At 67.3% G+C, this 25,391-nt stretch carries 27 protein-coding genes; 16 read left to right on the top strand and 11 right to left on the bottom strand.

Going from position 1 to position 25,391, the window contains the following annotated elements:
- Positions 1–7: 7 nt before the first annotated feature.
- The 7 genes from J2W20_RS07185 to J2W20_RS07155 form a co-directional block, all read right to left on the bottom strand.
- Positions 8–805 (bottom strand): OmpA/MotB family protein, encoded by a 798-nt coding sequence (locus J2W20_RS07185; RefSeq protein WP_307005776.1) that lies wholly within the window; start codon positions 803–805, stop codon positions 8–10.
- The gene (locus J2W20_RS07180; protein ID WP_307005775.1) at positions 802–1,602 is read right to left on the bottom strand and encodes a motility protein A; all 801 of its coding nucleotides are present in this window, start codon (positions 1,600–1,602) and stop codon (positions 802–804) included. The genes J2W20_RS07185 and J2W20_RS07180 overlap by 4 nt, the downstream gene beginning before the upstream one ends.
- Before the next feature lie 12 nt (positions 1,603–1,614).
- Entirely contained in the window at positions 1,615–1,905 is a 291-nt protein-coding gene (locus J2W20_RS07175) for a flagellar FlbD family protein (protein WP_307005774.1), read from the bottom strand.
- A gap of 534 nt (positions 1,906–2,439) precedes the next feature.
- Positions 2,440–2,937 carry a hypothetical protein gene (locus J2W20_RS07170; RefSeq protein WP_307005856.1) on the bottom strand — a complete coding sequence of 166 codons (498 nt, stop codon included), beginning with the start codon at positions 2,935–2,937 and terminating at the stop codon, positions 2,440–2,442.
- Between the two features lie 23 nt (positions 2,938–2,960).
- Positions 2,961–3,737 carry a metallophosphoesterase family protein gene (locus J2W20_RS07165; protein ID WP_307005773.1) on the bottom strand — a complete coding sequence of 259 codons (777 nt, stop codon included), beginning with the start codon at positions 3,735–3,737 and terminating at the stop codon, positions 2,961–2,963.
- Positions 3,734–4,042 carry a hypothetical protein gene (locus tag J2W20_RS07160; protein ID WP_307005772.1) on the bottom strand — a complete coding sequence of 103 codons (309 nt, stop codon included), beginning with the start codon at positions 4,040–4,042 and terminating at the stop codon, positions 3,734–3,736. The genes J2W20_RS07165 and J2W20_RS07160 overlap by 4 nt, the downstream gene beginning before the upstream one ends.
- A gap of 53 nt (positions 4,043–4,095) precedes the next feature.
- Positions 4,096–4,302, bottom strand: coding sequence for a hypothetical protein (locus tag J2W20_RS07155; RefSeq protein WP_307005771.1), 207 nt, complete (start codon positions 4,300–4,302; stop codon positions 4,096–4,098).
- A gap of 87 nt (positions 4,303–4,389) precedes the next feature.
- On the opposite strand from J2W20_RS07155, the gene J2W20_RS07150 reads away from it, so the two are divergent.
- The 4 genes from J2W20_RS07150 to J2W20_RS07135 all read left to right on the top strand — a co-directional run bounded on the left by J2W20_RS07150 (position 4,390) and on the right by J2W20_RS07135 (position 7,997).
- On the top strand, positions 4,390–4,731 hold the full coding sequence (locus tag J2W20_RS07150; protein WP_307005770.1) for a helix-turn-helix domain-containing protein: 342 nt from the start codon (positions 4,390–4,392) through the stop codon (positions 4,729–4,731).
- A 203-nt stretch (positions 4,732–4,934) separates the two neighbouring features.
- Positions 4,935–5,618, top strand: coding sequence for a hypothetical protein (locus tag J2W20_RS07145; RefSeq protein WP_307005769.1), 684 nt, complete (start codon positions 4,935–4,937; stop codon positions 5,616–5,618).
- Between the two features lie 249 nt (positions 5,619–5,867).
- On the top strand, positions 5,868–7,154 hold the full coding sequence (locus tag J2W20_RS07140; protein WP_307005768.1) for a hypothetical protein: 1,287 nt from the start codon (positions 5,868–5,870) through the stop codon (positions 7,152–7,154).
- A gap of 156 nt (positions 7,155–7,310) precedes the next feature.
- Positions 7,311–7,997, top strand: a complete 687-nt coding sequence (locus tag J2W20_RS07135; RefSeq protein ID WP_307005767.1) for an SRPBCC family protein — start codon at positions 7,311–7,313, stop codon at positions 7,995–7,997.
- 156 nt (positions 7,998–8,153) lie between these two features.
- Here the strand turns inward: J2W20_RS07135 and J2W20_RS07130 are convergent, their stop codons facing one another.
- The 3 genes from J2W20_RS07130 to J2W20_RS07120 all read right to left on the bottom strand — a co-directional run bounded on the left by J2W20_RS07130 (position 8,154) and on the right by J2W20_RS07120 (position 9,846).
- Complete coding sequence (locus J2W20_RS07130) at positions 8,154–8,639, bottom strand: hypothetical protein (RefSeq protein WP_307005766.1); 486 nt, start codon at positions 8,637–8,639, stop codon at positions 8,154–8,156.
- A gap of 24 nt (positions 8,640–8,663) precedes the next feature.
- Positions 8,664–9,185, bottom strand: a complete 522-nt coding sequence (locus tag J2W20_RS07125; protein ID WP_307005765.1) for a helix-turn-helix domain-containing protein — start codon at positions 9,183–9,185, stop codon at positions 8,664–8,666.
- Between the two features lie 61 nt (positions 9,186–9,246).
- A complete protein-coding gene (locus tag J2W20_RS07120; protein WP_307005764.1) occupies positions 9,247–9,846 on the bottom strand; it encodes a hypothetical protein in 600 nt (199 codons plus the stop codon).
- A gap of 998 nt (positions 9,847–10,844) precedes the next feature.
- Here J2W20_RS07120 and J2W20_RS07115 point away from each other — a divergent pair.
- From J2W20_RS07115 to J2W20_RS07090, 6 genes are all read left to right on the top strand, one after another.
- On the top strand, positions 10,845–11,429 hold the full coding sequence (locus J2W20_RS07115) for a TetR/AcrR family transcriptional regulator (protein ID WP_307005763.1): 585 nt from the start codon (positions 10,845–10,847) through the stop codon (positions 11,427–11,429).
- A gap of 592 nt (positions 11,430–12,021) precedes the next feature.
- Positions 12,022–13,047, top strand: coding sequence for a branched-chain amino acid ABC transporter permease (locus J2W20_RS07110; RefSeq protein WP_307005762.1), 1,026 nt, complete (start codon positions 12,022–12,024; stop codon positions 13,045–13,047).
- Entirely contained in the window at positions 12,999–14,240 is a 1,242-nt protein-coding gene (locus J2W20_RS07105; protein WP_307005761.1) for an ABC transporter substrate-binding protein, read from the top strand. Before J2W20_RS07110 ends, J2W20_RS07105 begins: the two co-directional genes overlap by 49 nt.
- Positions 14,241–14,308: 68 nt before the next feature.
- Positions 14,309–16,015 (top strand): branched-chain amino acid ABC transporter ATP-binding protein/permease, encoded by a 1,707-nt coding sequence (locus tag J2W20_RS07100; protein ID WP_307005760.1) that lies wholly within the window; start codon positions 14,309–14,311, stop codon positions 16,013–16,015.
- A gap of 2 nt (positions 16,016–16,017) precedes the next feature.
- Positions 16,018–16,707, top strand: coding sequence for an ATP-binding cassette domain-containing protein (locus J2W20_RS07095; protein WP_307005759.1), 690 nt, complete (start codon positions 16,018–16,020; stop codon positions 16,705–16,707).
- A 29-nt stretch (positions 16,708–16,736) separates the two neighbouring features.
- Positions 16,737–18,152: an amidase family protein gene (locus tag J2W20_RS07090; protein ID WP_307005758.1), complete on the top strand. Its 1,416-nt coding sequence runs from the start codon at positions 16,737–16,739 to the stop codon at positions 18,150–18,152.
- 633 nt (positions 18,153–18,785) lie between these two features.
- On the opposite strand, the gene J2W20_RS07085 is transcribed toward J2W20_RS07090, so the two are convergent.
- Positions 18,786–19,283: a MarR family winged helix-turn-helix transcriptional regulator gene (locus J2W20_RS07085; protein ID WP_307005757.1), complete on the bottom strand. Its 498-nt coding sequence runs from the start codon at positions 19,281–19,283 to the stop codon at positions 18,786–18,788.
- Positions 19,284–19,671: 388 nt separating this feature from the next.
- On the opposite strand from J2W20_RS07085, the gene J2W20_RS07080 reads away from it, so the two are divergent.
- From J2W20_RS07080 to J2W20_RS07055, 6 genes are all read left to right on the top strand, one after another.
- A complete protein-coding gene (locus J2W20_RS07080; RefSeq protein ID WP_307005756.1) occupies positions 19,672–20,715 on the top strand; it encodes a flagellar motor switch protein FliG in 1,044 nt (347 codons plus the stop codon).
- A gap of 45 nt (positions 20,716–20,760) precedes the next feature.
- Positions 20,761–21,951: a helix-turn-helix domain-containing protein gene (locus J2W20_RS07075; RefSeq protein ID WP_307005755.1), complete on the top strand. Its 1,191-nt coding sequence runs from the start codon at positions 20,761–20,763 to the stop codon at positions 21,949–21,951.
- Between the two features lie 72 nt (positions 21,952–22,023).
- Complete coding sequence (locus tag J2W20_RS07070) at positions 22,024–22,539, top strand: response regulator (protein ID WP_307005754.1); 516 nt, start codon at positions 22,024–22,026, stop codon at positions 22,537–22,539.
- Positions 22,540–23,012: 473 nt separating this feature from the next.
- On the top strand, positions 23,013–23,399 hold the full coding sequence (locus J2W20_RS07065; protein ID WP_307005753.1) for a hypothetical protein: 387 nt from the start codon (positions 23,013–23,015) through the stop codon (positions 23,397–23,399).
- An 85-nt stretch (positions 23,400–23,484) separates the two neighbouring features.
- Positions 23,485–25,044 (top strand): signal peptidase I, encoded by a 1,560-nt coding sequence (locus tag J2W20_RS07060; RefSeq protein ID WP_307005752.1) that lies wholly within the window; start codon positions 23,485–23,487, stop codon positions 25,042–25,044.
- On the top strand, positions 25,041–25,364 hold the full coding sequence (locus J2W20_RS07055) for a hypothetical protein (RefSeq protein ID WP_307005751.1): 324 nt from the start codon (positions 25,041–25,043) through the stop codon (positions 25,362–25,364). The genes J2W20_RS07060 and J2W20_RS07055 overlap by 4 nt, the downstream gene beginning before the upstream one ends.
- Positions 25,365–25,391 lie beyond the last annotated feature (27 nt).

The raw sequence follows: 25,391 nt of genomic DNA, 5'->3' as shown, positions 1-25,391 counted from the left end.
GCCCCGCCTACTTCTGTCCCGCCCGGGCCTTGAGCGCCTCCGGGATGAGCGCCCGGACCTCCTCGGACTGGTCGGAGAGCACGACGACGTCGACGCGGCGGTTCTGCTCGTAGTCGGCGTCGCTCGTGCCCGTGTTGGCGGGGCGGGACGAGCCGTAGCCGGTGGCGCCGATGCGGGCGCCCGGCAGCGCGTCGCGCTCGACCATGACGCGCAGCACCTTGGTGGCCCGCTCGGAGGAGAGCTCCCAGACCGAGGGGTAGCCCGTGATGAGGTTCGCGGCGTGCCCCTCGACCGAGACGTGCAGCGGCGTCGGGACGATCACGGGCGTGATCGCGTCGAGCACGCCCACCGCGCGCGGGGTGAGCGCCGAGCTGTCCGGGCTGAAGAACGTCTGGGACCCGACGAGCCGCACCGTGAGCCCGCGCTGGTCGATCGTGAACTGCACGTCCCCGAGGAGGCCCTTCGCGTCGAGGCGCGCGGTCATCTGCTCCTTCAGGGCCGTGAGCCTCTCGACCTCCTTGGTCGCCAGGGCGAGGCTCGAGAAGCCCTCGGTGTCCTTGCTGGCCTTGTCCGGCGGGACCACGGTGCCGGTGGCGGTGTCGATCTTCTGGGTGACAGTGGTGCCGAAGCCCGTCGCCAGGGAGTTGCGCAGCTTCTCGAACCGGTTCTGGTCCACGGTGGACATCGCATAGAGCACCACGAACAGGCAGAACAGGACCGTGATCATGTCCATGTAGGAGATGGCCCAGCGCTCGTCGACGTGGAAGGGCTCGGGGGGCTTGCGCGGGGTGCGGCGTCGGCTCACGCGGCGGCCCTCATCTTCTCCTTCGCGTCCGCCCTGCCCCGGTCCTTGACATGGTGCTCGGGGACCATTGCGCGGAGGCGGTCCGCGAGGAGCATGGGCTGGGCCCCGCCCTGGACGGCCAGGATGCCCTCCATGATGAGCGTCATGCGCTCGATCTCGAGCTCGGACAGGCGGGTGATGCGGGCCGAGATCGGCAGCCAGATGAAGTTGGCGGAGAGCAGGCCCCACAGGGTGGCAATGAACGCGCTGGCGATCATCGGGCCCAGTGACGTGGGGTCGGAGAGGTTCTCGAGCACGTGGGTGAGCGAGACCACCGTGCCGATGATGCCCATGGTGGGGGCGTAGCCGCCGAGGGCTGCGAAGAACTTGGAGTCGGCGTGGTCGGCGCGGGACTTCGTGCCGATCTCGTCCTCCATCATGATGCGCAGCTCCTCGGCGTCGGTGCCGTCGGCCACGTTCTGCAGCGCGCGCGAGAGGAAGGGGTCCTTCGTGTCAGTGGCCTCGGCCTCGAGCGAGAGGAGGCCCTCGGCGCGCGCCTTCTCCGCGAGCGCGATGATCTTGTCGATGCTCTCCTGCGGCTTGGGGGCGCGGCCGGTCGCCGCCCGCGGGACGGCGCGGAAGGCGCGCAGCGTGTCCTTGAGGGTGTTGCCGGCGAGGCCGACGGCGATGGTGGCCCCGAAGACGAGGATCATGGGCGGGGGCAGGATGAGGGCCGTGACGCTCGCGCCCTCCATCGACACGATCGCGACGACGGACCCGAACGCGAGGACGAGTCCGACGATGAGTGACGGGTCCATGGTGGTGTTCTCCTAGCGCTGGGTGGGGCGCAGGGGTGTGGCCCCCGGGCCTGGGTCGTTCTCCGCTGTCCCCCGCACGAGGCTGAGCTGTTGCCCCTGGCCCACCGTGAGCCCGCGTGCTGTGGCGAGCACGAGGGCGCGGTAGTCCGCGATGAGCCCGATGATCTCGGCGAGGCTCTCCCGCACCACGTACGTGGCGCCCCCGACCATCACGAGGGTCGTGTCAGGGTTCTCCTGCACGCGCTCGATGAGGTCGGGATTGACTGCGAAGCGTGACCCGTTGAGGCGGGTGACTGCGATCATGGGGCCGTTCTTCTGCTCGGGGGCGAGGCTCAGTGCCTCGCCCCCCACTATCGGCCGCCGCACCCGCGCCGTAAGGCCACCTCATGGCCCCCGGAGAATTAGCGCTTTGGTCGGGATGAGGGGGTGTCTCCCGTCCTCAGCGGACGAACCCCTGTCTCCTCCATTTGGCAAGACCCAAAGGACTTCGAGAGCAAAACTGTCTCCCCTGAGTCCAGGGACTCGGAGGCGGAGTCCTCGGCGTGCCAAGCTCGTCGTGGCCCGGAATGAGAGAGTCGGTAGCGTCCCCTCGCGTGAGTCTCCGTGACACCTGGCGCACGGCGTCGGTAGGCGATCCGCAAGCTGCTTCTCCTGGAGCACGGTGCGGTCGAAGCAGTCTGCGCCGAGAACGCCCCGGTCTTCCTCACGCGTCAGAGAGCGCTGCGCTGCGCGGCGTTGAAGAATATCCGGCTCCGGCCCTAACGCAGCCGGGGCAGAGCGTATAGCGGGCACCGTCCAGATGCCCTAGAGCGCAGCCCAGAATAGGAGTCTGTCTTGCTACCTCCCGGGACGGGCGAGGCGCCCCTCGATGTACCGCTCGACCACCTGGAGTTCGCGCGGCGTAATGCCGTAGACGGGACTCGGCGTGATGGGCTGGACCCCCGCGTGCAACGCCCATGCTTTGGCGCGATGCTGCTGCCTGAGCTGGTCGTCGATCCACACCGCTGCGTCCGGACCGGTCTCGCGCACATGCTCGCGTACCACTGCGGCCTTGTTCCATGTGCCCCAGGTCGGCGTGCCGGCCTCGAGCACTGGCCACTCCAATGAGCCACGCAGTCCGATGCTTTCGCCGAATGTCGGCGCTTCGTAGCCCCACGATGTGACCCAGTAGCCAACAATATGCTCCTTGGCGATCAGCGCGTTGAGAGCCTGGACCATGGCCGGGGCGACCTGAGCGTCCGTGTAGGGGTAGGCAGTGACGAACCCGCCGGGCCATGGCGGCTCCTCGTCGTCGCGGCGGGCAGCCTCCGCGATAAGCACGCCGTCGACGTCCAGGTACAGGTGGACGAGGGGGCCGCTCAGAGCTTCCTCGGCAGAGGCTCGACTACGATCAGCCCGTCATCATGGGAGCTGACGATGGCGCTGTTGGACCCCCAGTAGGTCTCGTGCGGTAGGACGTGGACGATGGTGGAGGTGCCGTCGGGCCATCCAAGGACTTCGGTGTGACGCTGGTGCCAGTGCCCGGCGAACGCGAGGCGAGGCCGCATGGATTCGACCACGTGCTGAAGCAGATCCCGAGTGCGGCGGCTCGCGAAATCGATCTCGCGCGGAAGCTTCAGGTCGTGTCGGAGGCCGGTCACACCAGCCGGCACGTCGTGGCAGATGAGAACGTCAATGGGGCCACGTGAAATGAGCAGCTCGGCCTCGAGGGCCGTCGGCTCTTCGAGGTCGGCCCACAGGTCTTTGCCTTCGGTCCGCCATTTCCTGTCAACGGAATATGCACCCCCGAGTGCCCCTATCCGCAGTTCTCCGACTTCTAGAACCGTGCCTCGTGGGATGTACGAGACGTGGTCCGAGAGACGCCGGGTGCCGTCGGCCTGCAGCGGAAGGCCCCGAAGCTCCTTGTGGTTGTCATGATTCCCATCGGCGAAGAGGAATTGAACCCCGGCCGACGCGAGTTCATGCTCCAGGCGACGGTCGAACTTGCCTTTCTCCCGCCCAGGCCAGCGCACGGCCAGATCGCCGACGTGGAAGAGCGTCTTGATCCCTAAACGCCCAAGGACCCGCACCGTATGGCGCGCGATCTGAATGTCACCGTGCCAGTCACCGGCAACCGCGAAGGTGTACGGATTCACTTTTCCAGCCTCTCGATACCAGCCACCGGGGTGGTCCCCCGGACTGTAGGTACGCCGTCACCTCGAACGTCGATGAGAAATACAGCGGGTAGCCCCATTTCGAGCCGGAGGATTCCGAGCAGGGGGACGGTCTCCCCATCCCTCCGGAGGACTGCGGCGTCATAGTCGCCGACAGGCCCTCCGGCTGGCATCCGATTCAGAGTGCTTGATTCAGGGCCGCCGATGTCCAGGATGTAGACCGAGGCCGACTCAGTCACGACGACGTACTGCCCGAAGTCGAGATCAGTAACCACCACTGGTGACACGGACCGCGCCTCCTCCCGGCTAGGTGACGCCGTCTCATCGGATCTCCCTGAATTCATGCCGCCGCGCCGTGAGTTTCGGCATCGGCTGCATGCCGGGACTCAAGGCTTGGAAACACGACGGCGAGGAAAGAGGCCCTGTCTTCTTCGCCGGTGAAGTAGCGGAGGTCTTGGTTGGCGTCGAAGTACTGGGGGATGCAGTTCAGGAACGTGCGGAGGTCACGCACAGAGACTTCATTGGACAGGTTGAGGGCGACGTGCACGGCCAAAGTTTGTGTTCCTCGTCTCGTATCGACGGATGTCGAACTAGTTCTACAGACAACGAGATTCCATCTTAGTGACATGAGTGGGTGCCTGTTCCCCGCGAGGTGTCCGCCGACCGTCTTGAGCGTTGGCAGCGACGCCGCAAGCAGGTCGGGGCGCGCATCCGTGAGCTCCGCACTCAACGTGGGCTCACCCAGGAAGCGCTGGCGTTGGAGTCAGGCCTGGACCGCACGATGGTGATCTACGTTGAGTGGGGACGCAACGGCCTGAGCTACGAGCGGCTCTGGGACATAGCGGAAGCGCTCGGCGTCGACGTTTCCGACCTGTTGATTCCGTCGCGGACGGAACCGCAGCGACGCGTCTTTCGGGGTGGCCGCCGCGCGACGACCCGGCTGGAGGACGGCCCAAAACCTGGGCACGACCAATAGCCGGGCGGCCGTGTTGAGCGACGCCGAGCGAAACAAGGGTGAATCAGAGCGAAGGTTCGCCGAAGGCGTGAGGCGCCCTTGACCTTGAGTAAAGGACTTCTGAGTGCGCGATACGAGTTCGATGACGAGGTCGCACGCAGGTGCTCGGGTGACCCCTGCGTGTCAGCCCGCCGTGATCGGGATGCGGATGCGATGGTCTGCTCATGGATGCACAGACTTGGCTGGCCGTCGCTGCCGGGGTCGTCTCGCTCGTGGCGCTCTACTTCACCGCTATGGCAGGGAGGGCAGCGCGAAGCCAGGCTGCGGTGGCGAAGGAACAGACAGAGATTGCCAAGGCGCAGGCGAGAACCGCCGCCGAGCAGACTGCCATACAGCGCCAGCTGCGCGAGGACGCGGCCCAGCCCTACGTATGGGCAGACTTGCGTGAGGACGCCACGCAGGCGGCGCTCCTCCATCTCGAGCTGGGCAACAGCGGGCCGACCATTACAACCCACGTTCGTGTGACCGTCAAACCGCCCTTGCCCGCCACGGACAACAACATAGAACAGGTACGAGCCATCGAGGCTCGTCTCGCCACAGGAATAAAGTCGCTTGCTCCTGGCCGGATCCTGAGGTGGAACCTCGGCGTGGCACACCGAATACTGGCACTTGAGGGCGGACACCGACGGACGATCCGTGTTGAGGCAAACGGGCCATTTGGGCCTCTTGCGCCTCTCGAGTACGACGTCGATCCTGACGACTGGCGGCTCATGAGGGCCCAAGGGCAGGGCAGCCTTCATCTCGTTCGGGAATCCATCGACCGGGTGGCCACAACAGTTGACGTGCTGGCCTCGGAAGTGCGCCGGCTGGCTCGGCACGAGGACGATGAGCCGGATGTGGGCCAGTAGAAATTGTGCAGCCTTTTGGAGAAGTCCGAACAAAGCAAGTAATTCGGTGAGAGATGCGCCTCCGGCCTCAGCCCTGCTGGCTCGATCGGGCTGCTGACCGGCCCCTCTGCTTCACTGGAAGGATCGTCGACGAGCGTGTCTTTGGCGACCTGCGGTCAGACTCTCTTGCGCGAATATTGGTCTGGAAACTTGGGTGGGTCTGAGCGCGCACTTCTCCAACCGAGAACCAGCGGCAGCTATGGTGATCAGGTGGTGGACGCAGAAGGCGACCGGCGGCGGGTGGACATCCTGCGGGGATCTGCGGTCGTAGGGCTGATTATCACGTCGCCGGAGTGGGTCCACCGGCGGGTCGATGGCATCGTCCTAGGCCCGGACGGCGAGACCACGCGTTCCTCCTCGTATGACTTCACCCTGCCCCGTGATGCGCCAGCCCCGGGCCCTGATGGACGCGTCCTCCTGCCACTGTCCTTCATACGCAAGGGAGCCCTTCGCCGCTTCAGCGCGACCGGCCCGGACGGACGCACGCCCGCGCCTGTTCTGACGCGCACGGAAAACACAGCGGTCGCCGCTGGGATGCTAGCGTCCTTCTTCCCTGACGACGCGAAGGGTGGTGACCTGGAACAGCTCATCCTCGATGTAGTCGACTATGCGGACGGCAGCGCCGACGGCGAAGAGGCGCTGGGACGCCTGCTCGACGGCGCACGCCAGGCACTAGAACCCAACGCGGCGGAGGCAACGCTCGACCAGGCCTTGGACGTTTTCGAGAGCCTAGCGCGGACCCTGATGGATCACTTTGTCCTCTTAGTCGAAGTCGACGCCAGGATCCTCGGGATGCGGTCCATCGTGAAGATCTCCTATGAACAGGAGCTCGTCTTCAGGCGCCGTCCTTGGGAGCACACCACAGTCTTCACCTTCCCGGTCCCCGACTTTGGCAGTGCGCGCAGTCACCATGTAGAGGTTACCGTGCCGGCGGCCCTTTCCATCCGTGAGCTCTCCCTACGCGACAAGGCCACCCACGACCACGTCCTCGACCGGCCAGAGGGGAACGCAGCCCTCGGACATGTCTCGCTTAGCCCGGGGCACCGCTTCAGCCAAGCGACCGTCCGGGTCGAAGCGTGCCCAGCTCAATCCGGCATAACGGGGTTCACGACGGTCGCCAACATTGCTGTATTTCTCCTGACAGCCCTACTGGTCCTCGAGAAGATAGGAGCGACCCACCTCCTCGCGAGGGGGTTGCCCCTGCAGTCCTCCGCGGCGTCGGTAGTCCTCTTCGCCCCTGCCCTGCTCCTCTCCTGGTTGGCGAGGACAGCCGAACACGACTTGGTCAGAGTCCTCTTCAAGCCATTGCGTTTCAGCCTGGGACTCTTCGCATTGTTCTTCCTGACGCTAGGGGTGCTGGCAGCAGGGCCGCTCACTATGGAGGGGCGGGCAGTGGCCTGGGCCCTAGTATGGATCGCATCAGGAATCGGAATACTAGGGTTTCTCGGGTACAGGCTGAACGTACGGCGTTTGCGTCTGAAGCGCCGTGGCGAATGATTCACGGCCCATCCCCCACCTTTCGTGAACGAGCCTAGACTGGGGCAGAGAACGCCGTCGGATGAGGAGGGGAGGATGGCCATGGCCGCGACGCACCGTGCAGGCGCTTCACGTCCCCGGAGCGCCTCGCGCGAGTTCCCGGCCCATCCGCTCGACGTGGTCGTCGACCTCGGGGCAGGATCCCTCCTCGGCGAGAGGCCGGTCCGCGACCCCGACGGCACCGAGCGGGGGCTAAGAGCACTGCTGAGCCTCTCCCGTCGAACCTTAGAGAAAGCGTCCTCCGGCGACCAGGACTCCGCCGCGCGTCTAGAGCAACCTACATCCGCGGTCCAGGAAACGATCGATGTTGCCGTCCCCGTTGCGACGGCGTACGGCCAGTGGACCCAGTTCGAGTCCTTCCCGCACTTCATGGGAGGCGTCGAGTCGGTGGTACAGCAGGACGACACCCACCTGCACTGGACCACGAAGGTGGCCGGGCAGACCCGCGAGTTCGACACGGTGATCACCGAGCAGAACCCGGACGACCGGATCGCGTGGAAGAGCATCGACGGCCCCAACCACGCGGGCGTCGTGACGTTCCGGCGGCTCAATGATGCCGAATCCCGGGTGTCGGTCCAGTTCGACTGGGAGCCGGGCTCCGCGACCGAGAAGATCGGTGCGGCTTTCGGTGCCGACAACGCCCAGGTCAAGAGTGACCTGAAGAGGTTCAAGGACTTCGTGGAGTCCCACGGCGCGACCGGCGGATGGCGCGGCTCTGTGAACAAGTCGTCGCCCCAAGCCGAAGGTGCCGAACAAGGCAAGCAGGATCCACCCGTCGTGCAGGGTAGTTCTAGGCACCGCTGACGCGGCCCGGTCCGCATTGACCCGTGTGAGTCGCGGCTCCGCAGATAGTTTCGGTATTGAGCTTCAGGAGGGTATCAGAGGTGACTGGCTCGAACGGGAGCCCCAGCACCTCACAGGATGAAACCGCCTGACCAAACGGGTGGGCGACGGAGCCGGTTACTCATCTTCGGGCTCCGTTGCTGGGGGGCCGATCGTGTAATCCTTCAAAAACTCATCCATCTCAACGGGGTCGATTTGGAGATCAACCGTGCCCTGACGAACCAGCCCGACAGTCGGAACCGGGACGCGCAAGCGAGTCGCGAAAGTGCTGATGGCCTCCCGAAAGTAAGGGAAGACAGTCATGAAGGCTACGCGTTCGAGGAAGTCAGCCATGCATGCACCAGAAATAGAGATCTGCTCCTCAGCCGCCCACACGACGGTATGGTCGGTGTAGAAGGAACAATCTTCCATCACAAACTTGAAGCCGAATGAGGTCGACAATGTCCCACCGTCGAACCCAAGATTGAACTTGACGCCTTGCCCTATATCGTCATCATCGACAGGCGCCCCACGTCTGGCTTGGAAAGAATCTTGGATCACATTTTCCGGCTGGATTAGACCCAACAACTCAACGACGTCATCGATACGCTTGATGGTGGCCACCTATGTTGCTCTTCGTCGGTCAGGTCACGCAGCGAGAAGGAAATCGGTCCGTTTGCTCTCAGCCGCCATCTTGCCAATGTGTGAAGAATCAAAAGCTCCGCTTGCCCAAGACGCAGCGGCGACATCTGAACGAACCGTGCGCGTGGTTTCACCAGCGCGCGCCGGCGCCGCCTCTAGAGGCTCAACGGAGCAAGCCGCCGAGGCTCTATCATCACGCGCTGCTGTAAGATCATGAATCTGGATCCACCCGTCACCGCGTGATTCGAGCTGGCCTTTGTCAGCAGCCACATGATGGGTGACTAGTGCGCCTACAGCGTGGGCGTAACTCGAGATTCGCGTCAGCGTCGCCGGCGTCACCATCCGCTCGAACTCGGAAACGGCCTGCTGGGTGATGCCCAGCATCTCAGCAACATCCTTCTGCTTCAGCCCGCTTTCGACCCTGACAGCGACCAGACCGCTGACGAGCTCGAGATTTTGCTTGGCCAGATACTTCGCCCGACGTCGGGAACTCTTGGTCCCGAAGGAACGATTGTGGTCCGTAGGCATGTCCAGATCCTCCCACACAAGCTGTGGCTTGTACAAGCTCCCGTGCTCACCGAGCAGCCGCTCACGTGTCCAGGTCGAGCAAGCGATCTACCAGGTTCTCCACTTCGCAGGGCAGGTTCCAGTGCTGGGAGCGGCCAAGCTCACACCGCTTCTTCGCGTAGACCATCTGCCTCGTCTGCTCATCGCTGACCTGCTTCGCATCGCCAGCGACGTCTTTGAAGTGCGCATGGAGGGCGACCAGGTATGTCGACCATTCACCGTCGGGCTCGTAGTGGTAGTGGCGGAAGAGCTGCCGAGGGACACCCTCGATCAGTGGGTCTAGCGTATGACGCAACTCATAGTATTGTTCGCCCCGTCTGAACGCCTTGATGGGCTTGTCCCTATCAGACGGATTGGTGCAGCCAGCCGCCGCGGTTTCGAAGATCGCTTCCAGCTCTCCGATCAGCGTTTCGCTCACCACGATGGGCAGCTGATCGAACCAGTCACGGACCGCGGCGATGCCTTCGTTGTCAGGGACGTAGTACGAATGCCAAAGATAAGGCGGGTCGGCTGGTCGGCAACAGCGAGAGTTCTTCGCATCTTCTGCGTCCGCGCCGACCGAGTAGACGAAGGTACGAGGGCCCGGTGGTCGAGGGACCGCCATCTCACCTGGTGCAGTCAATGACTCTCCTACAAAGGGCAATTCTCTTGTGGGGAGCCTACAGGGTGCGCCAACAGTCGTGGGGCAGACGCATCCGCTCAAGACAGCACCCAACCGCTATTGCGGCGCCTGTCCGAGGCTCTGGCCCGAGCGTTGCGACGCTTCATCCCATAAGACGATCTGGCGGAAGGATCCGCAGAGTAGTCCTAACGATGTCGCGAGCAGCCCTGCTCGCGGGCGGTGGGCGCGGCCAGGTGCTCGGGCATCGCGGGGGTGCGCGACACAGTGCTCGATGGGCGCCGACGTGCCCGACGACCTGGAGGGCTGCTTTCTCTCGGATGACTGGTCGGTACGCGATAAAGACGCATTCGTCGAGCAGACCGTTGAGCTCGGCGGCAGAGGAGATACAGCTGGCCGGGGCCCGCAGATCCGGGAGGAGGTGAAGACGGCTGCCCCGATTGGGGATGGGTCATGAAGTGTGAACCGGCACTCGGTGCATGCTCGCTGCGGTGTTTTGGCTCTTCGCATCTCGGTGAGACCTATCAACACGACACTCCATTGTCGATCAAGAGCGCATCCTGCCGAAGCACCTATCAATCTAGCTAAGGCGTATGGGTAACTGACAGCTTCTCAGCAGCCTCTTGGGATTTCCGAGTTAATGAGGATCTTGGACCACGACCTACGGCGACGTCCGAGTGAGAACAACGGATCAGGACCCCATTTTCGCACCGACGCACTCGAGAAGGCGGGGGGCCGAGATGGGAATGTGGCCAAACCACCTGTTCACCGACCGCCGCGTCAGCGGGACCGTGTCAGCCCACAGCGCACTCGGAGACAAACCCCCGATCAGCCAGCCTCGACCAGCCGATGGCCGGGCACAGCTGGTACCGGCGCCGACACATTGAGACGCATATCACAGACGAATCGATGATGCGTGCATAATGAGTTCCCTCGAATGATCTGGCTTTGTCTCCGCTGACTCGCGGGCCGGGCCTCTGTGTGCACAGGTGGGATTTACGATGCGTGCCGATGCTCATCACAACAGGCTGCAGCTGGTTCGCGCCGCACGGGACGTCATCGGGCAGAAGGGCACGACAGACGTAAACGTCCGTGAGATTGCCTCCGCGGCCGGCGTGGGGACTGCCACCCTGTATCGGCATTTCCCGAACAAGGAGGTGCTGATCGATGAGGTTTCTGTGGTGCGGTGGTCCCGCATGGAAGCCTTCGCCCGTCACGGCGTCCGGGCAGCGTATACCCCTGTCCAACAGGTGCTGGCCATCCTTGAAGCTTTCACCCGTATGACGACGACTGACGACAGGTTCATAGCTGCAGCAGGGCTGAAGGTGGGTCATGCGCCGCCTCGTGCCCTCCAGCCGATTCGCCAGTCCTTCGACCCCTTGTTCGCCGCTCTCTGGGTGGAGGCCCAGCGGGAAGGCATGCTCCGCCGCTCCGCGGATCCCCGCGATGCCGTGGAGCTTGCTGGCGCCATCCGCGATGGCAGCCGTCGCATCCAGATGATGACTATGCTGACCGCCGGGATCTGCACCGGGGCGGTCGAGGCCGAGGCTCTGGTTTCCCAGATGTTTCTGAAGCGTTCGAAGTGAGAATCTTTCGGCGGAGTTTTCTCACATCCCGTCGCGGTGGCCATCTCGCTGGCAGCCTCTCTGCATGGCATTTCTCCGAAACGACTCGACGCATCCAGCGGGCATCGGTGTTCCCGGAACTGCGCACCGGTCACGTTCCGGTGCCCTTTCAGCCGTTGAGCTCACGGCAGGGTGCCTAGAACAGTTTTCCGGACGGACCGGCGGACCTCCATGGCGCCCCGGCACCCGTGAGCCCGCCAAGGCTTGGGTGGGTTCTACACCGAACGCACTAGCTACCGCCGCCATGCGGTTGATCTGCGGCAGCATCTCGCAGCCGGAGTCCTCGGCCTACCGGCCTCAGCCGTTCCCTGTAGTGCCGCCTCCGGCCGAATCCTTCTCGGAGAAGCCGCGTACGCCACCGGCGGTATGCCCACCAGGAAGACCTACCTCGGTACAGCACCCGTACATCTCTGAACCAGGCCGATAGCCGGACCTCCGCAGGCGACTGCCCTTTGCCGCCAAGAATCGCGGGCCGCGGGTCGCACACGCCCGGAGCAGCGGTGCAGGCCTCCCGGAAGCGGAACTGGCCTGCGGGCCCTGCTTCCGCGGAGGGGTGATCGTCGGGATCTGCTCCACCCATATTGATGTCGCTCAAGGGCTGGGACCTCAAGGAGCCGGCCCCTACAAACATTTGCGTTGCCGCCTCTTTGGCAGTGCATTGATCTGCACGGAGGAGAATTTGGAAAGTCTAGTCAGCCTGTTGCTCTCCATCGTCACCCTATTCGGCTTCTACTCCCTATTGGCGTTCGGCCTCGGGATAATCTTCGGCCAGTTGGGCGTGGTGAATGTAGCCCACGGCGAGTTCGTCATGGTCGGGGCCTTCCTGATGTACGCACTGGCAGCCGTCCCCTTCTGGCCCCGGCTGCTCCTGGTGCTCGTCCTCGGGTTGGCGCTGGGCGTCCTCACCGAGCGGCTGGTCCTGTCAAAGCTGTATGCACGGGGATTCCTGGCAACGCTGCTCGCCATGTGGGGGGTGGGAATCGTGCTGCGACAGGGCGCGGACGCCATCTTCGGCTCCACCCCGGCGGCAGTGGCGGCCCCAATCTCCGCCAGCGTGGACATCCTCGGCGTCCAGTACCCCCTGTACCGGCTGCTGGCCACGGGAATCGCGCTGTTGGTCGTGGCGGCCGGGCTGCTGGTTCTCTACCGGTCCCGACTCGGTATGGCCATCCGGGCCACGGTGGACAACCGCACCATGGCCTCACTGCTGGGCATCCCGCCCACTCTGGTCATCTCCGGGACGTTTGCGGCAGGGACCGCCTTCGCCGTGCTCGCCGGGGCGCTGCAGAGCCCGATGCTCGGGGTCACCCCAGATGTGGGTGTGTCATTCCTGGCACCGGCGTTCTTCGCCGTCCTGATCGGGCGCCCGGGATCGCTTCCGGGTTCGGTCTTCGGGGCCTTCGTCGTCGCAGTGCTCAGCACCGCCCTGCGCACATATCTCGACGAGACCGTTGCCCAGCTGGTGCTCTTCACTCTTCTGATCGTTCTCATCGCAATTCGCCCCAATGGAATCTCATGGAGGAAGCCTCAATGGAGAATCGCCCCCACTCCCGCAGCGCAGAACGGAACCCCGGCATGAACCGGCCACGGCGCGTGGCCACGCTTGCAGCCGCCCTCCTGGCGGCCGCGGTCGCCATGACCGGATGCGGTGCAGCTGCGACCGGCGCCCAATCACAGAACACGGAGAAGGTGCTCAAGATCGGCCTGATCGCCCCCGTCACAGGGCCGGCAGTGCAGGAAGGACTGGCGCTCCAGCGCGGGTTCGAACTGGGGGTCAAGAAGATCAACGATGCCGGAGGCGTGTTCGGGCATCCCGTGCAGTTCGTCATGGTCGACGACCAGGCCAACGCAGCGAAGTCGACCCAGCTGGCCCAGCGCCTGGTCACGCAGGACAATGTGGACTACCTGTTCGGCACGATCCCCGGGGACACCACGGCCGCCGTCGGCAAGGTGTCCGAGGCATCGAAGGTGCCCTTCTCCTCGGTGGTCCTGGGCGACGCGCCCTTCTGCGGACCGTACTTCTACCCGCTGGGCGAACCGGACATGTCGATGCTGGACGTGATCGTCCCGCAGATGATGAAGAAGTACGGCAAGAAGGTGGCCATGGTCGGCAACGACTACGTGTTCCCGCGAGGATACCTGGCCAAGGCCCGCACGATGATTGAAGCCGCAGGCGGCAGCGTAGCCGTCGAAGAGTACTCCCCGCTCGGAACCGCGGACTGGCAGCCAGTGATCAACAAGCTGTCGGCCGCCAAGCCGGACTGGATCCTGTCCGCCGTCGTCGGTGGGGATGCGACGTCCCTTGTGACCCAGGCAGACCAGGCCGGGCTCCTGCACACCACCGGGTTCAGCGGGGTGAGCATCATGCAGGACTTCTACCCAGGCCTGACCAATCGGGTCGAGGGCATGCAGCTCCCGGGCCGGTACTCCGACCAGCTGCCCGGTCAGGCCAACGCGGACTTCGTCCAGAACTTCCGCAAGGCGTACAACTTCAACTCCCCCATCCCCGGTGTGGCTGCAAATGCCTACGAAGGCGTCCAGCTTGTCGCACGCGCCGTCGAGAAGGCTGGGTCCACCAACGCAGACGCCATCACGTCGGCCCTTTCTGGCGCGAGCGTTGACAACGGGGTCTTCGGAAGCGGGCACTTCACCAAGGACCGGCGCTTCGTCACCCAGATGTACCTGCTGAACATCCAGGCCGGCGGCAAGTACGTCCCGACGGAGCACTTCGACGCGCTTGAGAACACCGGAGGGTCGCAGTGCAGTTCCTGAAGCCCCTGACGAGACTGCACGGACGGTTTGAGCGCCGCCACGCTCTGGCTGCCGGAATCGCTGTCGCTGTGCTGGCGATCGCCCCCTACCTGCTGCCTGCGTATCCTCTGGCACTGCTGACGCTCTCGCTGGCCTACGGGCTCTTCGCCTTCGGCCTCGACCTGAGCTGGGGGCGTGCGGGAGTGATCAGCATCGGCCATGCAGCGTTCTTCGGACTGGGCGCCTACGGCTCGGCGATCGCAGTCAACGCAGGCGTCCCTGCGGCGGCCGGGGTGGTCGCCGCACTCATCCTCTCCGCCGCGATCGCACTCGGGATCGCCCGCGTGGGGCTGGGCCGCAAGGCGCTTGCCTCGACCATGGCCGTGCTGACCCTCGCACTGACGCTGCTCGCCGAACAGATCGCCAGGTCCTGGCTGTCCGTCACGAACGGCAGCAATGGACTCTTCGTCCCGGCGGGCGGTGTCGTCGACAGCTACTACCGGACCGCTGCCGTCGTCCTTGCAGCAGTGCTGGGAGTCTGGTTCTTCGTGCTGCGCGGACCCCTGGGGCGACGCCTCCTCGCCGTCCGCGTCAACGAGCAGCGCACCGAGCACCTGGGTGTGGACCCGTATCGGGCCAAGACCTACGCCTTCGTCCTGAGCGCACTGGTGGCAACCGTGGCCGGCGCCACCGCTGCCCCGGTGATCGGCCTCGTGTCCCCGTCCACGGCCGGGATCGTCATGTCCACCCAGGTCCTGGTGTGGCTGGCGGTCGGCGGCCGGGGCACGATCCTGGGCGCCTTCCTGGGCGCAGGGATCGTCACGGTGGGACAGGAGTACCTCGGGGATGCGATCGGCAGCTGGTACCTCCTGGCCATGGGGGTGATCTTCATCCTCGTCGTCCGCTTCGCCCCGGGAGGTCTCGTCGGCCTGCTGGCCAAGGCGAGCAGGACGCCGGTCTCCCGCTCGTCCGCCCAGGACACCGTCATCCCCGGCACCCGGCTCTCCAGGACGGGCACGCAAGGGCCCTCCGCCGCGGCCGGCCCGGGCCCCAGCCCCCGGAGCGAGGAGGACTGGGACGCCGCCCTGGCCGACCTGGACCCTCCGGCACTGAACCTGCGCGACGTCACCAAGTCCTTCGGCCCGGTACCTGTCGTACGAGGAGTGACCCTGGAGGTACCCCGCGGTCAGATCGTCTGCCTGATCGGACCCAACGGGGCCGGCAAGACCACTCTCCTGAACCTGATCGCAGGCGACCTTCCGCTGACCCGAGGCCAGATCCTCCTCCGCGACAGGGAGGTCACCTCCTGGAGCGCCCACCACCGGGCCGCACTGGGCCTCGGACGGCTGTTCCAGATACCCAGCCTGTATCAGGAGCTCACGCCGGCCCAGAACATGGCCATGGCCCGCACAGAAGCATTCCAGCACGTCGACCTCCCCGCGGAGCTGGAGCGCTTCACCCACAGGAACGACGTCCTGACCCAGGACCTGCCGCTTGCGGACCAGCGCGCGCTGGAACTCGCCATGTCCATCTCGTGGGGACCGGAAATCGTACTGCTGGACGAACCCGCGGCAGGACTGTCCCATGAGGACTCGGTCGGGCTGGCCCAGACACTCCGAAGGGTCAACAGGATGCTGGGGTGCACCCTCGTCATCGTCGAACACGACATGGACATCGTCCGCCAGCTCGCAGACCGCGTCGTCGTCCTGGCCGACGGCCAGGTGCTGGTGGACGGGCAGATGGACGAGGTCTCCGCCAACGCGGACGTCCGCAACGCCTACCTGGGAGCGGTGTGAAGATGCTCGAACTGACAGGCCTCACGGCCGGATACGGCAAGACACGCGTAGTCGACGACGTCACCCTGTCCATCCACAGCGGCGAGGTGACCGCCCTGCTCGGACGCAACGGAGTGGGCAAGACCACTCTGCTCCGCAGCATCTTCGGCCTCTGCGACGTCCACCAGGGCCGGGTGCGCATAGACGGCACACCAGTCCCCCCGGGCAGGCCTGAATACCTCGCCCGCCGCGGATTCAGCTACATGCCCGATGACAGGGGCGTCTTCCCCACCATGACGGTCGAGGAGAACCTGCAGCTCGCCCGACGCCGAGGATACGAGCCCCCCGTCGACGTCTACTCGCTGTTCCCCCTCCTCACAGAACGTGCCGGCCAGCCCGCTGGCCAGCTATCCGGAGGGCAGAAGCAGCAAGTCGGCATCGCGCGATCAATCCTCGCCGGAGAGCAGCTGATCGCCATCGACGAGTTCTCGCAAGGACTGCAGCCGTCCTTGGCCCAGGCCGCCCTCCAGACACTGCGCGAGGTAGCCGCAGCAGGGAAGGCAGTCCTCTTCATAGAGCAGGGCCCTGCCCTGCCCCTGGAGTACGCAGACCGGGCCATCGGCATGGTCAAGGGCCGCATCGTCCTGGATGAACCGATAACCGCCCTCCGCGAAGACCAGAGCTCACTGACCGAGCTGCTGGTCATCAGCTGAAGACCCCACCCCACCCTGAGAGGAACATTTTGTCTGAGCACATCTGGCAATGGACCGCCACACAGACCGCCGAAGCCATCCGCACAGGGACCATCTCGTCCCGCGAAGCCACAGAATCCGTCCTCGAACGCATCGACGAGGTCAACCCCCGCATCAACGCACTGGCCGAGGTCTCCCACGACGAGGCACTGGCCGCCGCGGACGCGGCCGACCGCCAACAGGCCGCCGGCCACCTGAACGGCCCGCTCCACGGCGTGCCCGTCACGATCAAGATCAACAGCGACCAGTCCGGCCACGCCACAACCAACGGCATCACGGCCTTCAAGAACGCAGTGGCCGACCAGGACGCCCCCCACGTCGCCAACTGGCGAAAGGCAGGCGCCATCTTCGTCGGACGCACCAACACCCCAGCCTTCTCCATCCGCTGGTTCACCGACAACGACCTCCACGGACGCACCCTCAACCCCTGGGACCCGGAGCGCACCCCCGGCGGCTCGAGCGGCGGAGCAGCCGCCGCAGTCGCCACCGGCATGGGGGCACTGGCCCACGGCAACGACATCGGCGGATCCATCCGCTACCCAGCAGCAAGCTGCGGCGTCGTAGGCATCCGGCCCACAGTCGGACGCGTGCCCTCCTGGTACGGGCCCCGAGACCAGGACCAGCTGCTGGGCGTGCAGAACATGCTCGTCCAAGGCCCGCTCGCCCGAACGGTCGCCGACGCCCGCCTCGGCCTCACCGCCATGGCCGCATGGAGCCCGGAGGACCCCTTCTGCGTCCCCGTCCCCCTCACCGCAGAACCCCTCCCGCACCGGACACGGGTCGCCGTCGTCCGCGAGGTCGGCATCACGCCCACGGACCCCGCAGTCGACGCGGCCCTCACCAAGGCCGCAAAGGCACTCGAAGCCGCAGGACACCTCGTGGAAGAGGTAGAACTGCCCGTGCTCGCCGACGCATGGAAGCTCTGGTGGCAGCTCGTACAGGGCATCGAATTCAGCGAACTCGCTCCCAGCATCGAAGAGTACGGCGACAGCGCCATCCAGAAGTCCGCCGAGAACCAGTTCGCAGTAGCACGGAGAATGTCCGACGACTTCGGGCTGGACGCATACATGCGGGGATACGCCCGCCGCGGAACGCTCATCCGGGAAATGCAGCTCTTCCTGCAGCAGTACCCCCTGGTGCTCACCCCCGTCTCCGCCGAACGCACCTTCGAGATCGACGCCGACCTCCAGGGCGTGGACAGGATGCAGGAAGTCATCAACGCACAATGGCCCATGATGTCACTCGCCGCCCTGGGCTTCCCCGCCCTGTCCGTACCGGCAGCCGCCCCCGGTGGACTGCCCATCGGCGTCCAGATCACCGGCCAGAAATTCCGCGAAGACACCCTCTTCCAAGCAGGTGAAATCATCGAGGCCCAGTCAGGCGTGACCACGCCCGTCCAAGCCTGACCGAGCTGACCGAAGGCCCATCGGCGTGCCGATCGGCCGCGCACGACGGCGCCGCCCGCCTTCCGAGGCGAGCGGCGCCGTGGCACGCTTCGAGCTAGACGGTATGGAGTGACCGCCTTGGTGGGTGGTTGCGGGCCGGGGCCTCGCTCTGGCCCACGCGACCCGGGGGCGGGTGCGCGCGGTACCCCGACTCGACGGGGGGTCCGGACAGGGCACCGCGCGGTCCAGCTCCCCCCATAACTGATAGGCAAGCTCGACGGATCTGAAGCTATGGCCAGCGTCGAGCGGTGTCAAATGGGCCGCCTGCGCGGCTGGGCGCCCGGGATTCCAGGCGACGGCGTCCGGGCAGCTACATCGCGGACTGGACGCCCCCACGGCCGGACGTCGCTTTCATGCAGAGCCGCGGGTCAGCGGCCGATGAGGACTTGAGCGGGAACGGTCAGGGCCGGTGTGCGGAGCGTCCACCTACTGGGCTGCAGGCTGAACGGGACGCGGAATCGGTCCAAGGTCGGCGCCCGTGCGCCGGCGGTCCGGTTTACTGGGCCGCCGGACTCGTCGTGGGCGAGGGCTGGGAGCGATCGGCGTTCCGTCCCTGGCCTGCCCGAGAGACTGCCACCGTGCCCGGCAGGGCCCCTAGGCTCCCGCCGCGGCTGGGTCGTCAGTCGGGCCGGTGAAATCCATGCGCACGGCGAGGGCCCCGGAGAGTTGTTCGAGGAGCCGGGCGAACTCGCCGAGGCCGACCCCGGCACCGATCTCGGCCAGTGCGGCATCGACGATGCCGTCGAACTCGGCGAAGGCCTCGTCCATGACGGCCTTCCCGTCGGGGGTCATCACGATGAGGAGGCGGCGCCGGTCCGCCGGGTAGCTTGTGCGGGCGGCGTATCCGCGCTGCTCGAGCCTGTCCAGCAGCGGAGTCAGAGTTCCCGAACCCAAGCCCAGCCGTGCGCCGAGATCTCGGGGCTGGATCGGACCTTCGCAGTAGATGTAAGACAGGGCAAGGTAGTCGCTTCGGCCCAGCCCCAGCCTTCTGGCGTAGGACCGCCGGGAAGCGTCGCCGACCTCCATGAGCCGCCGGATTGCGCGCGCGGCCGCCCCACCCGTGGCCAGCGCGGGAATGGCTGTCTCCCCCATGGCTGCTGCTTCCCATCTTCCGAAACGAGATCGTGCGCTCGTCACGGTAGGGCCCGAACCTGTGAGCAGGCCCGGCGCGCCCCGGGCGGAATTGACAGGCGATGTCAATTCAATCGATAATCAAGCGACTCGAATACCGATTATTTGCACAGTCGGTTGGTTCGAGCCCCCGGCTGTCAGGAGAATGGCGGCCCCTCCATGCCCAGGCACCTCTGAGTCCTACGGTGCGGCCGCCGCGATTCGGCCTCCGAGGAATGAAAGAACCATCCACTATGGCCAACACAGCCAAGACCCTTCCGGGCGCACCCGTCGGTGCGGCCACACGCCCGGGGCCAGCGCGGATTCCCGGCGGCCTCCCCCATCCCTGCTGCTTCATGGTCGCCGCGGCGTGCGCGAGGGCGTGGGCATGACCGGGGCGGGCATCGCGGTGGCGCTGACGGGCATGCAGAAGGCAGCGATCGTGCTGATGCAGATGAGCACCGAGTCCGCGGTGCGGGTGATGGCCCAGTTCACCGAGGCCGAGGCAGAGGCCGTCGCCGCCGAGATCGTCCGGCTCGGCCGGGTGGACGCCGACGTGTCCGAGCAGGTCATCGCCGAATTCCACGACCTCGTCGTCACCGGCCGCCGACCGGTGCTCGGCGGACGCGCCCTCGCGCAGGGGCTCCTGCAGGCATCCCTCGGCGCCGACCGCGCCGAGGGCGTGATGGGGCGGCTGGCTGCGAGCATGGCGGGGAACGCCTTCGAGTTCCTCGAGACAGTCGACACCGGCCATCTGCTCACCGTCCTCGACGGCGAGCTGCCTGAGACGGTGGCCCTGATCCTGGCCCATCTGAGGCCCGAGACCGCGTCCCCGATCCTGGCCGGCCTCGGCCAGGCCCAGGCCACCGAGGTCGCCCGCGCACTGGCGACGATGGGGCCGAGCACTCCGGAGACCATCGGGCTGCTCGCCGACGAGCTCAGGTCCAGGCTCGGGACTGCCGGCCAGGGGACCAGGCAGCCGGCCGAGGCCCTGGGCGGGATCCAGCCCCTGGTCGACATCATCAACCGGTCCGACGCCGCCACCGAGCAGGACGTCATGGAAGGCCTCGACGCCGTCGACCCCGTCCTGGCGGAGGAGGTGCGGGCGAGGATGCTGACCTTCACCGACCTGGTCAAGTTCGAACGCCGCGACATCCAGCGGATCCTCCGCGGTGTTGAAGGCACGCTGCTGGCCAAGGCCATGAAGGGCGCACCGGCCCCGGTGGTGAAGGCGATCCACGAGAACATCTCCGACCGCAACCGCGACCTCGTCGAGGCCGAGAGCAAGGCCCTCGGCCCGATCCGCGCTTCCGAGGTCCAGGAGGCCAGGGCCCAGGTCGTCTACCAGATCCGCGTCCTCGAGGCCGCGGGCGAGATCACCGTGCGCCGCGGGGACGAGGACTTCATCTACTGAAGGCCTGACTCGTCGAGAACACGAGAAAGAGTAGGAGGCAGGGCCGTGGGGACCGAGTTCGGCAGGCAGCTGCAAGCCCAGCGCAACGCGCGGGGCCTGACCCGGCACGACATCGCCAGCGCCGCATGCCCGGCGGACTACATCGCCCTCATCGAGGAAGGGCGGCGCGAGCCCACCCCCGAGGTGATCAGGGAACTCGCCGGCCGCCTCCAGCTCACCCCGGCCCAGCTGGACGCCCGGGACCAGACGCCCTCCCCTGAGGAGGCCGCCTACCTGCTGCATTCGATGGCCGCCCGGCAGTCCCACGACCTCCGCGAATACGACAGCGCCGCCGCCCACGCCGCCCAGGCAGCCCACGCCGCGCGGGAGGCCGGCAAGAAGGGCGCCTGGTGGGACATGACCTCCCTCCACGCCGAAAGCCTGATGAAGCTCCGGCAGTTCGCGAAGGCCGCAGCCCTGGCCCGCACCCTCCTCGCGCACCCCCTCGGTGCAGCCGGGCCCCTCACCGCCCGGGCCCACGACCTGCTCGCCCGCTCGGAGCGAGGACGGGGACGGATCGGCGCCGCCGTCGAGCATGCGCGCGAGGCCGTGCGGGCTGCGGCGACGGCCCTGCCCCGGACCCCGGTGCCGCTGGAGCCCCTCCGGACCCTCGTGGAGTCCCTCGCCGATGCCGGGCACCTCGAGGAGGCCTGGGACTACTGCGGCATCCTGGCAGACCTGGCAGAGGACGAACCCGACGGGCCGCTGCAGGGCACAGCCCACGCCGCCATCGGCAACGTCGCGTTCCTGCGCGGCGACCACAGCGGGGGCGCCACTCGCCACGCCCGCGCGGGCAGGGCCCTCTCCCCCGCGAACGACATCGGCCTCTGGGCCGAGTTCAGCAAGGCCGCAGCCTCCGCACGGATCACCGGCGGGGACCTCGGACCCGAGACCGCGAACGCCCTCGAGCGGGCAGAACTGGCCTACTCCGTCATCGGCGGCACCCGGGAGGACCAGATCGAGCTCTCCCTCCTGCGCGCCCGCTGGCTCTACGCCACCGGCAGCCCCGCCCAGGCCCTGGCGCTCCTGCGCGACGTGCACGCCGAGAAGCACCTCCTCGCCCACCACCACGCCGCCCACGCCTCCCTCCTCCTGGGCCGGGCCCTCGGAGCCGCCGGGCAGCAGGAGGAGGCCGACCGCGTCCTCGATGCCGCCGCGCACCAGCTCGCCCTGGCCGGCATACGACCCCAGACCTAGATGAACCACGGCGCACACGTGGACCCGGCCGCCCGCAGCACCGGTCCCAGCGACGGCGGACAAGGACGAGGGATGAGAGGCGAAGGGCGCATCAGGGTCTTCCTGCTCAGTGGCTACAGGCCGCTGCGGACCGCGCTGCGCGAGATGCTCGGGGACGAAGGCATGGACGTCGTCGGCGAAGCGGAATCCGCCGCAGAGGCGCTGCCCCTGCTCCTGGACCTCGCCCCCGACGTCGCGGTCCTCGACGAGCACCTCCCCGACGGCGAGGGCCACACCCTGTGCCGGCAGCTGCACGAGTCCGGCACCCGCACCCGCTGCGTCATCCTCACCAGCTGGCTGCCGCAGCCGGCCAGGACCCCTTCGGCAGGCGGCCCTGTCTTCCTGCTGCGCTCGATCGCCGACAACGGCGTCCCGCAGGCGATCCGGGCAGCGGCCGGGCCGGAGGCCCGTCCGGCGGCGCGTGTCCAGACCCGGCCCCGGGCTGCCCCACCGCCCAGCCCGAGCCCTCCTGACCGCAGCCCCAACACCCTGTGCACCAGGCCCCTCCCTCAGAGCCGACAGGTGCAGTCCTTTTCGTCGGGGCGGTAGTTGCCAGGCCGGTGCCGGTGGAGGCGGTCCCGCCGGCGAGGGCGGCGGCGACGAGGGCGAGGGCGGTCTTCAGCAGGCGCCCCCTTTCCTGAGCCGCGGCCCCGATCTGGAGGCCCACCCGTTCGTCCCGAATCCGATCACCCCATTGCAGGAGCCGAGAACGCCCGATCAGGGCCGCGGCACAGGAATCAGTACGGAGGTCCGGGGGAAGTCCAAGGCTTCTCGCAGGATCGCCCAAGAACAGCTTTCGGGAACGGTCGGCGGCCCTAGCGTGGAGGTGTCGGGTGGTCCTCATCCATCTACCGCTCCAGCAGCTGGGCGGTGGCAGCCCGCGGCCCAGGTTCGGGGGAACCTCTTCCTCTCGGTCAGCCGCTGTGAGCCCCATTGCCTCGACACCCCTTGTGAGAGCCAGGCCTGAGCCTGGCCAGCCGTCCCGGGCACCCCCGGTGCCTGCACGACCGAAAGAGAAACCAATGCGCAAGTCCCAGAAGATCGCCCTCGCCCTCGGCCTCGGCGCCGCCGCCCTCGCCGGCGGGACCGCCTTCACCGGCACCGGCCTGGCCACCACCGCCCCCACGACGCAGTTCCTCGGCGGTACCGTCTCCCAGAGCGTCACCGGCGCGACCCTGTCCGGGGTCGACTACTCGTTCGCCAATGCCCCGGCCAACACCGAGGTCAGCTCGATCGCCCTGACCTTCGCCAACACCGCCGACGGCCACACGGTCGCGGTGGCACCGGCCGGCGGCACCGGGTCCTTCACCTGCTCGGCCGTCTCCAACAACGCCTCGACCTGCACCTTCGACGGCGCGGCGGACACCGGATACGCCGGCCTGACCAGCCTGGACGTCACCGTCAGCTAGTCCCGAACGGCGGTGCGGCCCGCCCCTCGGCGGGCGGGCCGCACCATCCACACCCCTGCCGCCGCTGCAACCTGTGAGGACCACCGTGAGGAACCTGCTCCGACGCCTCCTCGCCGTCACGGCCGCCGCCGCGGCCGTCACGGGGGCGCTCCTGGGGGTCCTGCTGGCCAGCGGCCACGCAGCCGTCGTGGTCACGCACGGGGTGAGCATGAACCCCGTCTACTACCAGGGCGACCTCGTCGCCGTCGCCCGCGCCGACGCGTACCACGTGGGCGACATCGTCGCCTACCACGTCCACGGCGGGACCGAGATAGCCCTCCACCGCATCATCGGCGGCGACGCGAACGGGTTCACCATCAAGGGCGACAACAACCAGTCCACCGACATCGACCACCCCGCCGCCGACCAGATCATCGGCCGTGCCGTCCTGCACGTGCCCCAGGCCGGCACCGCCCTGAAGGCCCTCACCAGCCCGCCCGTGCTCGCCCTGGCCGCCTTCGCCCTCCTCGGCGGCGGCACCACCGTCCTCACCCGCCGCCAGCGCCGACGCGCCCGAAGGAGAACCAGCATGTCCCGCCACCTCGAGACCGGCGCCCCTTCGCGCCCCCTGGCACTCGACCAGCTCCTCCAGCGCCCCCTGCGCGCCTGGACCGCCGGGACTCTGGTGGCCCTCGCCCTCTCCGCCGCCCTGGGCGCCTGGGCCTGGTCCGGGCCCACCGAGGCCGGCGCCCCCACCTCCCAGGCCGTCCAGGGCAGGAGTATGGACTTCTCCTACTCCGCCCCCGTCCGGCCCAGCCCGGCCTATGACGGGACCACCGTCTCGTCTCCCGACCCGGTCTTCCGCAAGGTCCTCGCCGGCTCCGTCACCGTCGCCTACACCTACCACGGCCCCGCCGGCACCGCCAGCGCCGCCGCTGAACTCTCCGCCCCCGGCGGCTGGCACGCCACCATCCCCCTCACCGGCCCCCAGCCAATCGGCGACGGCGGCACCGGCAAGGCCGTCCTCGACCTGGCAGCCCTCGAGGCCCGCGCCCAGGCTGCAGCCCAGGCCACCGGAACGACCACCACTCCCCTGGCAGTCGCCCTCGTCCCCACCGTCCACGCCGACGGCACCGACTACGCACCCGCGCTCAAGCTCACCCTCGCCCCCCTCCAGCTCAGCCTCTCCGACCCCACCGGGCTCAGCACCGGCCAGAAGGCCGCCGGGCCTGCGGCGCCGGCCGCGAAGGAGCGCTCCCTCGCCCTCGGCGCCTGGTCCCTGGGCGCGGCGGCAGCACGGCCGCTGTCCGCGGGCGCCTTGGCCGCCGCCGCCCTGGCCCTCGCCGGGGTCGCCCTGGCTGCCCGGCGCCGCGGCCCGCAGGATGAGGCCGCCCGGGTCCGGGCCAGGTGGGGCTCCCTCATGGTTCCCGTGCACCCCGTCCCTGCCGCCCCGGGCCGGGCGACCGTCGACGTCGACGACATCGCGACCCTGGCCCGGCTCGCCGAACGCTACGGGCTGCTGATCCTGACCTGGTCCCGCAGCGGCGTGGAGACCTTCATCGTCAACGACGAGAACATCACCTACCGCTACCGCACCGGCGCCGCCCAGGTGCCCCTGTCCGAAGCCGGTGCCGAGGAAGGCGCCCGAGGAGGCCACACCAGATGATGACTGAGAGCAGCGAACCCGTGGACGACCGGCGCCACCACCCGGAGGAGACCACCGTCCAGGACCAGGTCCGGGACATCCTGGCCGAGGCCCTGGCCAGCCCCCGCCTGCCCGGGCACGCCAAGGCCAGGCTGCGCGCCATCCTGGCCGAGTACCCCGACCGTCCCGAGGAAGCCCTCCTCGAACACCTGCGCCTGATCCGCACCGGGCCAAGGCTCCAGCGGGCAGGAGCGCCCGGCGTCCTGGCCAGCAGCGCGGACCAGCCGCCGGTGCCGCCGCTTCGGGTGTTCCGACTGCCCGAACCCGCCCCGGCCTCCTAGGCTGGGAGCACCACTTCCACGACTGGT

It is taken from the genome of Sinomonas atrocyanea (assembly GCF_030812675.1).
In the GTDB taxonomy this organism is placed as follows: Bacteria; Actinomycetota; Actinomycetes; order Actinomycetales; family Micrococcaceae; genus Sinomonas; species Sinomonas atrocyanea_B.
The sequence above is the reverse complement of the archived record's forward strand: the minus strand, read 5'-3'. Positions and strand labels throughout refer to the sequence as shown.

Coding starts and splice junctions, on each gene's coding strand:
- J2W20_RS07180 (WP_307005775.1), bottom strand. CDS start 1,602: ATGGACCCGTCACTCATCGTCGGACTCGTCCTCGCGTTCGGGTCCGTC.
- J2W20_RS07175 (WP_307005774.1), bottom strand. CDS start 1,905: ATGATCGCAGTCACCCGCCTCAACGGGTCACGCTTCGCAGTCAATCCC.
- J2W20_RS07145 (WP_307005769.1), top strand. CDS start 4,935: ATGGATGCACAGACTTGGCTGGCCGTCGCTGCCGGGGTCGTCTCGCTC.
- J2W20_RS07125 (WP_307005765.1), bottom strand. CDS start 9,185: ATGCCTACGGACCACAATCGTTCCTTCGGGACCAAGAGTTCCCGACGT.
- J2W20_RS07115 (WP_307005763.1), top strand. CDS start 10,845: ATGCGTGCCGATGCTCATCACAACAGGCTGCAGCTGGTTCGCGCCGCA.
- J2W20_RS07105 (WP_307005761.1), top strand. CDS start 12,999: ATGGAGAATCGCCCCCACTCCCGCAGCGCAGAACGGAACCCCGGCATG.
- J2W20_RS07095 (WP_307005759.1), top strand. CDS start 16,018: ATGCTCGAACTGACAGGCCTCACGGCCGGATACGGCAAGACACGCGTA.
- J2W20_RS07085 (WP_307005757.1), bottom strand. CDS start 19,283: ATGGGGGAGACAGCCATTCCCGCGCTGGCCACGGGTGGGGCGGCCGCG.
- J2W20_RS07070 (WP_307005754.1), top strand. CDS start 22,024: ATGAGAGGCGAAGGGCGCATCAGGGTCTTCCTGCTCAGTGGCTACAGG.
- J2W20_RS07065 (WP_307005753.1), top strand. CDS start 23,013: ATGCGCAAGTCCCAGAAGATCGCCCTCGCCCTCGGCCTCGGCGCCGCC.
- J2W20_RS07055 (WP_307005751.1), top strand. CDS start 25,041: ATGATGACTGAGAGCAGCGAACCCGTGGACGACCGGCGCCACCACCCG.